This is a genomic window from Pseudomonas citronellolis, assembly GCF_900112375.1.
GTDB lineage: Bacteria > Pseudomonadota > Gammaproteobacteria > Pseudomonadales > Pseudomonadaceae > Pseudomonas > Pseudomonas citronellolis.
This window is the reverse complement of record NZ_FOLS01000045.1, coordinates 22,190-34,548: the sequence shown is the minus strand read 5'-3', so window position 1 is coordinate 34,548 and position 12,359 is coordinate 22,190. Positions and strand designations below refer to the sequence as shown.

The window sequence follows — 12,359 nt, the reverse complement described above, 5'->3', positions numbered from 1 at the left end:
CTCCCTGAAGGGAGAGGGCTGGGGAGAGGGCGCGGAGTCGACCAGACACACCAAGACAACAACATATCGCTGATCTGAAAATAATGATTATCATTCGCCACCTACCGCCACACCCCACCAGGACACCCCATGCCCCCAGCCCCCGCCCCAACCCAGGGCACCCCCGGCCTGGCACTCACCCGCGACGGCCGCGAGCTGTTCTACCAGACCCTCCCAGGCCCGACAGAAGGGCAGGCCCCCACCGTGGTATTCGAAAGCGGCCTGGCCGCCAGCCGTTCCTTCTGGGGACTGGTCCAGCCTTTGGTGGCGCAGTGGACCCGCGCCGTGGTCTACGACCGCAGTGGCCTCGGTCGCAGCCCGGCGGACGCCCAGCCGCGCAGCATGCAGCGGATGGCCGACGACCTCAACGACCTGCTCGACCACCTCGGCCCCGGCCCCTTCGTGCTGGTGGCGCACAGCGGCGGCGGTCCCCTGGTGCGTGCCGCCACTGCCGCGCGGCCGGAGCGCATCGCCGGCCTGGTGCTGGCGGACGTCTCCGACGAAGCCTGCGAGCTGATCTTCACCCCGGCCTTCCGCCGCCTGGAGAAGTTCGCCCACGCGGCCAGCTGGCTGCTGGCCCGCTGCGGCTTGCTGGAGCGCTGCTACCGCAAGGCCATCGCCGTACTGCCCGAGGACGTACTCGCCGACCTGCGTCGGGAAGGCTTCAGCATGCCGGTGATGCACACCCGCGGCGCCGAGCTGGCCGGCCTGGTGGCGGCGCTGGAAACCTATCGCAACCAACCGCCGGTGCTGCCGGACATCCCGCTGACGGTCATCTCCGGCGCCCTGGCGGACTTCGGCATGAGCGAGCGCATCCGCGCGGCGGCCAACGCTGCCCATGCCTACCGCGCCCGGCAGTCGCCCCAGGGCCGCCATGTGCTGGCCGAGCGCTCGGGCCACGGGCTGATCCTCAGCGAGCCGGCGCTGGTGGCCGAGGAGATCGCGCGGCTGCTCGGCGTGGCGGTCTAGCCCGGCGGTTGCTTTTGCCTGACGGAATGGTCTTACGGCTCTGGCTGACAGAGGCTGCGAACCACTAGACTCGCCGGACACAAGAATGCCGAGAGCCGTGACCTTGTCCCGAGCCGTAACGAGATTCGCGTCCCTGCTGCCCCGCCTGTGCCTGGCGTTGCTGGCGCTGCTGCCGGCCCTGGCGCCGGCCTGCGACAAGACCCTGCGCTGGGACGACGACCCGCCCTTCAGCATGCTCCTGCCCAATGGCGAGATCGGCGGCATCAACGTCGACATCAACCGGCTCACCCTGGAGCGCCTGGGCTGCCAGGTGACGCTGGTCAAGCTGCCCTGGGCGCGGGCGCTGAAGGAGCTGGAGCAGGGCCGCCTAGACGTGTTGCCGGGCGCCTTCCGCCGGCCGGAGCGCGAGGTCTACGCCTACTTCTCCGGGGTCATCCTGCAGCCCTCGCGGAACATCCTGTTCATGCGCAAGGGCGACCCCGCCCGGGACGGCCTGCATGGCCTGCTCGACCTGCTGGGCACCTCGTTCCGCCTGGGCGCGCAGGTCGGCGTGAGCTACGGCGAGTCCTACCAGCAACTGCTCGCCAACCATGACTTCGCCAGCCGGGTGTTCTTCAATCCCAGCCGCGGCAACCTCTGGCACATGATCGACAAGGGCCGCCTCGACGGCATCATCGCCGACGAGAACAGCGGCCTCTACGAGCTGGAGCAACTGGGCCTGAACGAACGCATCGGCCCCACCGCCGTGGTGGTTTCCAGCGACGCCGCGGAAGTCGCCTTCAGCAAACGCACCACCACGCCGGCGTTCGTCGAGCGCTATGCCCGGGCGATGCGCGAGCTGGTCGAGGGCGGGGAGTACCAGGCGATCCTGCAGCGCTATCTTAGCCCCCTGTAGGAGCGCGCCCCGCGCGCGAATCGCGCTCCTACAGGTCAGGCACGGTAGTCCTCTCCCCGAGCGGACCTTGTCCGCGATAGCCGGACATATCGGCGCGATTCGCGGATGAGATCCGCTCCTACGCTGCTCCACCCACACCATTCCCCTGTAGGAGCGCGCCCTGCGCGCGAAATCGCGGACAGAGTCCGCTCCTACAGGTCAGGCACGGTAGTCCTCCCCCCGTAGGAGCGGACCTTGTCCGCGATAGCCGGAGGTATCGGCGCGATTCGCGGATGAGATCCGCTCCTACGCTGCCCCACCCGCACCATTCCCCTGTAGGCGCGTCATGCGCCGGGCCTCAGCCCAACCCCTGCGCCCGCAGGTGCGCCTTCAGGGCCTCGATGAACACCCGCACCTTGCGCGTGTTGCGCCGGTGCGGCAGGAACAGCACGTGGATGGTGGCACCGAAGGCGCTCTGGTCGCGCCAGCAGTCCGGCAGCTGTTCCACCAGTTCGCCGCGGGCCAGGTAGGGCAGGGCGCTCCATTGCGGCAGGAACTGCACGCCGCGGCCGGCCAGCAGGCAGGCGAGCAGGAAGTCGTAGTTGTCGCTGGCCAGGCGCGGCACCGGCTGCTTCAGGCGGATGCGCTCGCCGTCGCGGTTCACCCACCAGAAGTTCCGGTTGAGCATGGGGTGGCGGAAGATCAGCCAGTCGTGCTCGGTGTAGTTCTCCAGGGTCACGTCCATGCCCTTGCGCGCCAAGTATGCGGGGCTGGCGCACAGCAGCAGGTGGTTTTCCAGCAGCGGCTGGGCGATCACCCCCGGCAGGTCGACAGGGCCGTCGCGCAGGGCCAGGTCGTAGCCGCCTTCCACCAGGTCGGCGAACTCGTCCTGCAGGTCCACCTCCAGGCGCACCTGCGGGTATTCCTCGAGGAAGGCGCCGCACACCTGGTTGAGGAAGGCCGGGGCGAAGGAGGGCGGGGCGGCGATGCGCAGGGTGCCGCGCAGGTCCTTCTGCAACTGCTCCACTTCCGCGCCGGCCGCCTGCAGGTGCAGCAGCGCCTGGCGCGCGCCCTCCAGGTAGATCTGCCCGGCCTCGGTCAGCGCCATGCGCCGGGTGGTGCGCTCGAACAGCCGCGCGCCCAGTTCCGCCTCCAGCTGCGCCACGCCCTTGGTCACCGCCGAGGGCGTCTTGCCCAGGTGTTCGGCGGCGCGGCTGAAGCCGCCGTGGTCGGCGGTGGCGACGAACATGGTCAGGGCGGTCATCTTGTCCATTTATCTATTCCTGTCAGGCACAGAAGTTGTGCAAAAAATCGGCATTAAAGCCGTGCCGGGCTTTGGTTAACCTGCGTTCACACAACAAGAACCTGGGCGAACCCATGAAAATACTGATTCCGGCGCTGGTGTCCATGGCCTGTGTTTTTTCCTCAGCGGAAAGTATGGCCGCCGCTGACCTCATCCTCCACGGCGGCAAGGTCTACACCGCCGAGCCCGGCCAGGGCCTGCAACAGGCGGTGGCCATCGAGAACGGCAAGGTCCTGGCGGTGGGCAGCGACGAGCAGGTGCTACGCCTGAAGGCCGCCGGCACCCGCGTCGTCGACCTGCAGGGCAAGGTGCTGATGCCCGGCTTCATCGACTCCCACAGCCACACCGTGAAGGGCGGCCTGCAGATGCTCCAGGCCAACCTCGACGGCGAGCTGCTGCCGGTGCCCGAGCTTGAGAAAAAGCTGCGCGAATGGCGCGACAACGGCAAGGCGAAGCGCGGCGAATTCCTCAGCGTCGGCGGCCTGCCGTCCACCTACTGGGGCGACATCCCGGCGCTGGAGAAGACCTTCAACCAGGGCGAATGGGCCCAGGTGCCGATCCTCTTCGTCGGCTGGGACCTGCACACCGGCTGGGCCAACCAGGCCATGCTGAAACTCGCCAAGGTGGACGCGGCGAAAGTCGCCACCCTCAAGGGCGAGGAGAAAGCCACCCTCGGCGTCCATGCCGACGGCACCCCCAACGGCTTCCTGGTGGACGCCGGGCTCTACCCGCTGCAGGCGCTGCTGCCGCTACCCAGCACCGAGGAACTGACCCGCGGCGCCTACGCCGCGCTGCGCTACTACAACAGCCTGGGCATCACCGCCTGGATGGACCCGCTGGCCAACGAAATCCCCGGCGCCGACATCACCAACGCCTCCACCGGTGTGCTGCCGATCTACAAGGCGCTGGCCGAGAAGGGCGACCTCTCCGCCCACGTCGCCGCGTTGCTGATGGCCGACTCCAAGGCCACCCCGAAGGACCTCGACGAGCTGGACAAGGTGCGCCAGCAGTTCCTCGGCGTGCCCAACCTGACGCTGCCGGGCATCAAGATTTTCGCCGACGGCGTGGCCGAAGTGCCGGCGCAGAGCGCGGCCATGCTCGAGCCCTACAAGAACTCGCACAAGTTCGGCGAACTGCTGATCGACCCCAAGCACTTCGGCGAGCTGGTCAGCGCCGCCGACGCCCGCGGCTGGCTGGTGCACGTGCACGCCATCGGCGACCGCGCCATCCACGAGTCGCTCAACGGCATGGCCCAGGCGCGCCGCGACCGCCACAGCGGCATCCCGCACTCCATCACCCACCTGCAGATGGTCAACCCCAAGGACTTCGACCGCTTCAGGCAGTTGGACGTGATCGCCTCCATGCAGCTTTACTGGGCCAGTGCGGATGAATCGAGCATCGACCTCGTCAAACCCTACGTGGACGCCATGGTCTTCATGTACACCTACCCGGCCCACTCCCTGCTCAAGCACGGCGCCACCCTCGCCGGGGCCAGCGACTGGCCGATCACCACGCCCGACCCGTGGAAGGCCATCTACCAGGCGGTGACGCGCAAGGGCCCCAAGGGCGTACTCAACGCCGACGAGGCCATCGACCGCCAGGTGATGTTCCAGGCCTACACCCTCAATGCCGCGCGGATGATCCGCCTGGAAGACAGCATCGGTTCGCTCAAGCCCGGCAAGCAGGCCGACATGGTGGTGCTGGACCGCGACGTCTTCACCGCGGAACCCGAAGCCTTGCGTGACACCCAGGTGCTGACCACCTGGTTCGCCGGCCGCGAAGTCTACAGCCGGCCGCTGACAGCCCAGCGCTGATCAGCCGGGCGGGGAAACCCGCCCACTGTTTTTCCAAATCGACAAAGGAGCCTTGCAGTGATCATCCATTCCTTCGTGAGCGAAACCCGCGAGCCGTTCGAGCGCGGGCGGCAGATTGGAGAGCGGTGGGCGGAACAGATTCGGCGCACGGTGGCGCTGTACCTCGACTTCTTCCCCCGCGTGGGCGTGCCCGCCGAACAGGTGCGCGGCATCGGCGAGGCCAGCCTGGCCGCGCTGGACGCTTGGTGCCCGGCCCTGGCCCGTGAGGTCGAAGGCCTGGCCGCCGGCGTGCAACTGCCGCTGTGGCAACTGGCGGCGCTGAACGCGCGCACCGAAATCCTCGCGGTGATGCCGGCGCTACCGCTGGAAGGCGAGTGCTCCACCGCGGTCTACGCGCCCCATGGCGCCGCCGCGCCGCTGAGCATCCAGACCTGGGACTGGCACGACAGCCTGGTGCCCCACGGCCTGCTGCTGCAGCTGGTCGCCGGCAGCGGCCTGACGGTCAAGCTGTTCACCGAGTTCGGCATGCTCGGCAAGATCGGCGTCAACAGCGCCGGCCTGGGCATGCACTTCAACATCCTCCACCACGCCGGCGACAACGCCGAAGCCGGGGTGCCGGTGCACGCCATCGCCCGCCGCGTGCTGGAAGAGGCTACAAGCGTGGCCGAGGCCATCGAGCTGGTGGGCTCGGCCCGCGTCAGCGCCTCCACCGTGCTGACCTGCTTCAGCCGCGACGACGCCGAACTGCGCGCCGCCAGCATCGAGATGAGCCCGGCGGCCACCGCCGTGGTGCCGCCGCGCGCCGACGGCTGGGTGCTGCACACCAACCACTTCGTCGACCCGCAGCAGGCCCGCGGCGAGCGCACCGCCGACGTTTCCACCACCTACGCGCGCTTCGACCATCTGGCGGCCATGGCCCCGGGCATGGCCCGCGAGGGCCTGGCGCAGCGCGCCGAAGCCTTCTGCGGCGAGGCCGGCGAGCAGGCGGTGGTGTGCTTCCACCCGGACCTGTCGCAGCCGGACACCGAGCGCTGGGAAACCCTGCTGACCATCGGCCTGGACAGCATCGGCTGCAACCTGGAGTACCACGCCGGCAACCCGAAGGCCCTGGCCCGCGACGGCTTCCAACGCTTCTGAGCTGAACGACCCACCCCCGCGGCGGCCACCCGGCCGCCGCGCGGAACACTGCTGCCACAAGAACAAGAGCAGACCACCATGATCGACCACACCCCCACGCCCGGCTCGCGCTCGGCGTTCAAAACCTTCTGCGTCTCCGGCATGGGCACCGCGCTGGAGTTCTACGACTTCGTCATCTACGGCTACGCCGCCGCTCTGGTCTTCCCCAAGCTGTTCTTTCCCGGCATGGACCGCCTCACCGCGGTGCTGGTGGCCTTCGCCGCCTTCGGCGCCGGTTTCCTCGCCCGGCCCCTGGGCGGCGTGGTGTTCGGCCACCTGGGCGACCGCTACGGGCGGCAGAAGGCGCTGGTCGCCACGCTCCTGCTGATGGGCGTGAGCACCCTGCTGATCGGCTTCCTGCCGGACTACGCCAGCCTCGGCATCGCCGCACCCATCCTGCTGGTGGGCCTGCGCCTGGTGCAGGGCTTCGCCGCGGGCGGGGAGTGGGGCGGCGCCGCGCTGTTCGGCATCGAAGTGGCACCCCGCGGCCGCCGCGGCCTGTGGGGCAGCTTCACGAGCATGGGCATCGGCATCGGCGGCATCTTCGGCTCCGCGGTGTTCGCCCTGGTCAGCCTGGCCTTCGACGACGATCTGGGCGGCATCGCCTGGCGCATCCCGTTCTGGCTCGGCGGCGTGCTGGTGCTGGTCGGCCTCTACGCGCGCCTGCAGAACCCGGCGCCGGCGCAACCGGCCAAGGCCCAGCCCAAGGCGCGCCTGCCGTTGCTCGAAGCCCTGCGCCAGCACCCGCGCGAACTGCTGCTGTGCACCGGCATCGCCTTCGGCTACATCACCGTGGCCTACATCAGCACCTTCTTCCTCGCCTACGCCACCGACATCGGCTACAGCAGCAGCCAGGCCCTGCTGTTCGACTTCGCGCTGTCCATCGCCATCGTCATCTCGGCGCCGTTCTTCGGCCACCTGTCCGACCGCTATGGTCGCCGCACAGTGATGATCTTCGGCGCGGCCATCATGGCCCTGGGGCTGTTCGCCTTCTTCCCGCTGCTGGGCACCCACCACCTGGCGCTGGCCCTGCTGGCCTACCTGGCCGTGGGCTTCTTCATGGGCGCCACCCAGGGCCCGATCCCGGCCTTCCTCGCCGAACAGTTCCCGCGGCGGATGCGCTACTCCGGTATTTCCGCCAGCTATCAGCTGGGGGCTGCACTGGGTGGTGGGACTGCTTCCAGCGCGGCTACTGCGATCCTTATCGCCAGTGGTCACCAGCCGGTCTACGTGGCGCTGTATGGCGCGGCGGCGATGGCGCTGGTGGCGGTCTGTTCGTTGGTGATGCGTGAGACGGCGTATCTGGAGATGGAAGAGGTGGACAGGGGCGTGGCGTCGACGGGGGAGGGGGTGCGTAGCTTGTCCTGAGGCGGGGAGCTTTTTGTTTTTTGTAGGAGCGAGCTTGCTCGCGAACAGGGCTCCGAATTGGGCATGGTGTGGGCCCTGAAGAGCGCCCTCTCCCTAACCCTCTCCCTGAAGGGAGAGGGGACCGTTGGGCAGATGCTGATAGTTCGGCGTTAGTCGGCTAGCACAGTGATTACCGACTGAAACCATTCCTTCTCTCGGCACGGACAAGCCCCCTCTCCCTTCAGGGAGAGGGCTGGGGAGAGGGGACGGAGTCAATCCGAAGTACCACAGCTACCGGGTAACTCTGTTCGCGAGCAAGCTCGCTCCTACAAAAGCCCAAAGCCCAAAACCCAAAACCCAAATCCCCAACCTCAAACCACCCCCCGCCGCCGCACCCCGGGCACCAACCCCAGCACCAACGCACACCCCGCCAGAATGATCAGCGCCCCCAGCCCCTGCACCAGCGACAGCGGCTCGTGCAGCCACAGCGCCCCCACCAGCACCGCCACCACCGTCACCACGAACTCCACGCTGATGGTGCGAGTAGCCCCGATGCGGGCGACCAGGTGGAAGTACACCACGTAGTTGAAGGCGCTCATCATGCAGCCGCACAGCAGCAGGTAGAGCACGTCCAGCGCCGAGGGCACGCCCGGCGGCGGCACCCAGTACAGCAGCGGCAGGGTCAGCAGCCCGCCCACCAGGAAGGCGCCGCAGGTCACCTCCCAGGGGCCCGCCGTGCGCAGGCGCAGCGCCGCGTAGTTGCTGCCGAAGGCCGCGCACACGCCGCCGAAGATCGAGGCCGCGCAGCCGAGCATGAAGGACGGCGTCACTGGCACCGCCGGGAAGCCCACCAGCAGGAGCATGCCCAGCAGCCCCAGGGCCAGCCCGGCGGCTCCGGCCAGGGTGATGCGCTCCAGCCCCCAGAGGCGGCCGATGACCATGGAGAACAGCGGGATGGCCGCCACGAAAATCGCCGCCATGGCGGTGCCGATCAGCGGCGTGGCGAAGGTCATGCCGATCAGCTGGCCGGCCACCGTGGTGGCGCCCACCACGCACAGCGGCCGCCACAGGCCGCGGAAGTCCAGCACCCGGCCGCTCAGCCGCGCCGCCGCCAGCAGGGTGAGGCTGGCGATCAGCGCGCGGAAGCTCACCGCGCCCACCCAGCCGAAGCCGGCTATCGCCTTGAGCAGCACCAGGAACGACAGGCCCCAGGCCACAGCGAGATACAGGTAGGCGACGAGATCGCGAGGTTGCATGGGGCACCGGCAGAAAAGGGAAGGGGACACGCGCGAAAGCGCCCCGGCGGGGCGTGCCTATCTTGTCCGAACGGCCAGCTCGGCGGGAAGGGGGCTGTCGCTTCTGGCTGCCTGCATGCCGCAGCGATGCCGGCCGGCGTGTATTAGGAAAACTGATCGCGCATTCGCTTAAATCATCGGGATCGATCTGGAGTGCGCCCCGCCGCGGTGCTAGAAATAGCCCGCGCCAGCCCCTTCGACCGCCGATAGAGAGATGCCTCGATGCAACCCGTACTGCCCCTGATCGACCCTGAGGTCGCCCGCCTGGCCCCCGGCTTCCGCGCCCTGAGCCTGACGGTCGAGGCCGCGCCCATCCTGCGCCCAGAGGTCGCCCGCCAGGCCGTGGAGCGCGCTTGCCGGGTGCTGCTCGATGGCGGCCCGGCCTGGGCCGAGGCGCACATCGCCGCCTGGGCCGAGGTGTTTCGTGGCTTCGGCGCCAAGCCCCAGCGCACCCCCTGCTCGGTGGAAGCCCTGCGCAAGCGCGTGCTGCGCGACGGCAGCCTGCCGAGCATCGACCCGCTGGTGGACCTCTACAACGCCATCAGCATCCGGTACGCGCTGCCGGTGGGCGGCGAGAACCTGGCCGCCTACGTCGGCACGCCGCGGCTGGCCATCGCCGACGGCAGCGAGCCGTTCGACACCTTCAAGGAAGGCCAGCCGGCCAACGACCCGCCGCTGCCCGGCGAAGTCATCTGGCGCGACGACCTGGGCGCCACCTGCCGCCGCTGGAACTGGCGCCAGGGCGTGCGCACGCGCCTGGACGCCGAGGCCCGGCAGATGTGGTTCATCCTCGAAAGTCTGCCGGCCATGCCGCTGGAGGCCCTGCACGAAGCCGGCGAGCGCCTGGCCGAGGGCCTGCGGCAGATGATGCCGGGCGTGCGGGTGGAGCAGCGGCTGGTGAGCGCCACCGGAGCGAACTGACCCGGCTACCCATTGCCCATCAAAGCCGAAGGCCGGAGCCCGCGCCTCCACAAGGAAGCACAGGCCCCGGCCTTCGGCCATCCAGGCGGCGCGATCAGCCGCCGCTACGCTCGGCCCGTTGCTGGGCCAGCTCGTACAGGTGCCGCGCCTCGCCGGCCAGTGGCACCAGCGCCGAAGCCAACCGCGAGGTTTCCTGCACCAGCACGTCGTCGCCATCGTGGCATTCCAGCACGTGCAACAGGTCCTCCAGCGCCGCCAGGCGGCGCGCGGCGGCATCGTACAGATGCGCCGCGGGCGCGCCGGCATTCACGAACAGAACATCCTCGAAGGACTGATGGTGCAGCGGCACCAGTTTCGGATCAGCCATGGCACACCTCCAGGGCGAGGGCGCAGGGCAGGGGGGACGGCAAGGTGAACACAGCAAGATGTAAGCGACAGTGCATTTCCGTTGCTCCTTCTGGGAGGGAGAAACCGCCAGCCTGGAAAGAGGGGCGGCGGATCGTGCGGGGGTCGCAGTACCGGGACGAAACGCGCAAAGAACCGGCCAGGCTTCGGGGCCTGCCCCGCACGACCCGCCATGACTGCACGATGCAGCAGGCAAGAAAAAGCGCCTTTGCAGGTGCCGAGGCGCTTCGTGCACGCAATTCATCCGACGGGCTGCGACACCCGGCCACGGGATTGACCGTGACAGGGAGCGAATCTAGCGACGGCCTTTGTAGGCCCACAAGGGAGAATGTGGGTGGGAAATTTCAGGTGAATCCGCAGCTCGCGTCACAGGCCCAAGAGGTAGCCCAACACAGCCGCCGTCATGGCCAAAGCCGCCACCACAAAAGCCGGCCTGGACGTAACCAGCCTCAGGAAAAGCTGTCGGTTCCGCCGACGTATCTCCACCAACTCCCGCGCCGCCTCCGGATGAATGTCCCGGAGAAGCTGCTGGCTGCTATAGATCAAATGCCGCGCCTGCCCAAGCTCGCTCGCATTCAGGCAGACAATGGAAAACATCGCCTCACCCTCCGGGCTGACGCCGGTGTTGAAGACATAAGAGTCCAGCCCATGCCTGCGCAGCGCCGAGTTCAGGTACTCGGCGAGGGCTTCTTCCTTGAAGTCGAGGAGGGTGTACATGGGGTAGTCCGCCTATTCGTTTTGTGCGCGCCTCAGACGGCAAGGCAGGACGTCACCATATCGTCGAGCATGTCCACCAGTTCAGGATCCATGAAGCGGTAGTCATCGGGAATATCCAGAACGTGAAGCCGCTTGTGTTCAAGCAGGCGGGCATATTCCGCCCGCAGACGATTCAGGTGCTTGCGCTCCATCACGAAGATCACATCGGCCCAACGGATATCCGCTGGGCCGACGGGTTTGCGGGCGTTCGGGCTGGTGCCTGCCGAACGGGCATCGAAGCCGGGCCGGCGGCGCCAGATAGCTTCCGCGGTGGGGCTGCGCCATTGATTTCGGCTGCAGATGAAAAGCAGGTTGGTCACTCTTGATCCAGCAGTTGTCGGACAGTGCGGATGGGATAACCCAGGCCAAGTTGGCGTGCCCTGAACAGCTTGTCGGCACGGGTGTATAACAGCTTCCAGTTCTTTTCTGGCCGGGGCCGCGGCGGATGAAACGCCTTTTTGGGGGCATGTCTGTGGGCCTGCGAGCGTCTCCAGGCGCGAGTTCTTTCCATGGTCATATCCTCATGAATACCGGGTTCAGCAGCCGCGGTAATACGGGATGGGGCGTATGGTAGGCGTGAATCGAGGCGGTGGCCAGGATGGCGAGACGGCGGTTGCTCCTAGCCGAGCCTGGAACTGCCATGTACTTGTCTGTTGTTTACTGCAAGCGCCGGATTTGGGTCGGTAGCTACCTCTCGCCAGAGGCAGAAAACGGCCAGAAGCAGACGGTCGTATTTGGCGGCATTTAGGCGATAGAGGCAGGTAGCCATCGCATATGCCTGATCGGTACGATTGGCTCTATGTTTCCAACAAACGAGAGGGACAACATGGGACTTAAGGAAGATCAGGAGTTCGCCCGCATCGCCTGTGAACGTCTGGTAGAGGGCCTACCTGTCAAGCTCATAAAGAAAGAATCTTTGATTGCATCCCGCCTCGCTCAGGCAAAGTTGTCTCCCTTGAAGAAGCTCGAAGCCATCTACGAACTTCTCGACGAATTAGGCTCCTATGTGGCGTCATCAACGCCTTGCAGAAAGGGATGCTCGTCCTGCTGTCACTATGCAGTTACGGTATCTGAGGTCGAGGTACAATTTATCGAGGCCCACACAAGGAACAAGCGGTTAAAGCAGGAACTTCCCAAGCGAGACTATCATGGTCATGCTTGCCCCTTCCTCAAGAATAATGCCTGCAGCATCTACGTCGCCCGCCCGTTCGTTTGCCGCCGGTTCCATTCTCTAGCACCATCAGCTGAGTGGTGTGAGCCTGAAAGATCCTTCGCCGGCGACTTTCCCCACCTCAAATCTAGTGAGCTGGACGTAGCTTTTGATGCTCTCCGTGTCGACAGTCCAGTCCAAGACATTCGCCAAGTCTTTCGGCCACAGTAGTTGGTGTCAGACGGCGTAGCACCTGTGTACAGGGAGGTGATGTGCTTCAAGCAGAAGTAGGTTAAACCTCAGGCTCCTA

The 12,359-nt window shown here is 67.0% G+C and carries 12 protein-coding genes; 7 read left to right on the top strand and 5 right to left on the bottom strand.

Annotation, left to right across the window (positions count from 1 at the left end; genetic code table 11):
* The first annotated feature begins 129 nt into the window (after positions 1-129).
* Both BM060_RS29470 and BM060_RS29465 read left to right on the top strand, forming a co-directional pair.
* Positions 130-1,008 carry an alpha/beta fold hydrolase gene (locus BM060_RS29470; protein WP_074985684.1) on the top strand — a complete coding sequence of 293 codons (879 nt, stop codon included), beginning with the start codon at positions 130-132 and terminating at the stop codon, positions 1,006-1,008.
* 97 nt (positions 1,009-1,105) lie between these two features.
* Positions 1,106-1,903, top strand: coding sequence for a substrate-binding periplasmic protein (locus BM060_RS29465; RefSeq protein WP_255314713.1), 798 nt, complete (start codon positions 1,106-1,108; stop codon positions 1,901-1,903).
* 337 nt (positions 1,904-2,240) lie between these two features.
* Here BM060_RS29465 and BM060_RS29460 read toward each other — a convergent pair whose 3' ends face one another.
* A complete protein-coding gene (locus BM060_RS29460) occupies positions 2,241-3,155 on the bottom strand; it encodes a LysR family transcriptional regulator (protein ID WP_074985681.1) in 915 nt (304 codons plus the stop codon).
* A gap of 104 nt (positions 3,156-3,259) precedes the next feature.
* Between BM060_RS29460 and BM060_RS29455 the strand changes: the two genes are divergently transcribed.
* The 3 genes from BM060_RS29455 (at position 3,260) to BM060_RS29445 (ending at position 7,543) form a co-directional block, all read left to right on the top strand.
* The gene (locus BM060_RS29455; RefSeq protein ID WP_074985678.1) at positions 3,260-4,999 is read left to right on the top strand and encodes an amidohydrolase; all 1,740 of its coding nucleotides are present in this window, start codon (positions 3,260-3,262) and stop codon (positions 4,997-4,999) included.
* 57 nt (positions 5,000-5,056) lie between these two features.
* A complete protein-coding gene (locus BM060_RS29450) occupies positions 5,057-6,136 on the top strand; it encodes a C45 family autoproteolytic acyltransferase/hydrolase (RefSeq protein ID WP_074985675.1) in 1,080 nt (359 codons plus the stop codon).
* A 78-nt stretch (positions 6,137-6,214) separates the two neighbouring features.
* The gene (locus tag BM060_RS29445; RefSeq protein WP_074985672.1) at positions 6,215-7,543 is read left to right on the top strand and encodes an MFS transporter; all 1,329 of its coding nucleotides are present in this window, start codon (positions 6,215-6,217) and stop codon (positions 7,541-7,543) included.
* A 350-nt stretch (positions 7,544-7,893) separates the two neighbouring features.
* On the opposite strand, the gene BM060_RS29440 is transcribed toward BM060_RS29445, so the two are convergent.
* Positions 7,894-8,778, bottom strand: a complete 885-nt coding sequence (locus BM060_RS29440; RefSeq protein WP_074985669.1) for a DMT family transporter — start codon at positions 8,776-8,778, stop codon at positions 7,894-7,896.
* Positions 8,779-9,039: 261 nt separating this feature from the next.
* On the opposite strand from BM060_RS29440, the gene BM060_RS29435 reads away from it, so the two are divergent.
* Positions 9,040-9,738, top strand: coding sequence for a B3/B4 domain-containing protein (locus tag BM060_RS29435; protein WP_074985666.1), 699 nt, complete (start codon positions 9,040-9,042; stop codon positions 9,736-9,738).
* 94 nt (positions 9,739-9,832) lie between these two features.
* Here the strand turns inward: BM060_RS29435 and BM060_RS29430 are convergent, their stop codons facing one another.
* From BM060_RS29430 to BM060_RS29420, 3 genes are all read right to left on the bottom strand, one after another.
* Positions 9,833-10,105: a hypothetical protein gene (locus tag BM060_RS29430; protein ID WP_009620055.1), complete on the bottom strand. Its 273-nt coding sequence runs from the start codon at positions 10,103-10,105 to the stop codon at positions 9,833-9,835.
* 404 nt (positions 10,106-10,509) lie between these two features.
* Entirely contained in the window at positions 10,510-10,860 is a 351-nt protein-coding gene (locus BM060_RS29425; protein WP_074985663.1) for a hypothetical protein, read from the bottom strand.
* Positions 10,861-10,892: 32 nt separating this feature from the next.
* The gene (locus BM060_RS29420; protein ID WP_024128409.1) at positions 10,893-11,219 is read right to left on the bottom strand and encodes a low molecular weight protein tyrosine phosphatase family protein; all 327 of its coding nucleotides are present in this window, start codon (positions 11,217-11,219) and stop codon (positions 10,893-10,895) included.
* Between the two features lie 479 nt (positions 11,220-11,698).
* On the opposite strand from BM060_RS29420, the gene BM060_RS33630 reads away from it, so the two are divergent.
* Positions 11,699-12,280, top strand: coding sequence for a YkgJ family cysteine cluster protein (locus BM060_RS33630; protein WP_083426863.1), 582 nt, complete (start codon positions 11,699-11,701; stop codon positions 12,278-12,280).
* Positions 12,281-12,359 lie beyond the last annotated feature (79 nt).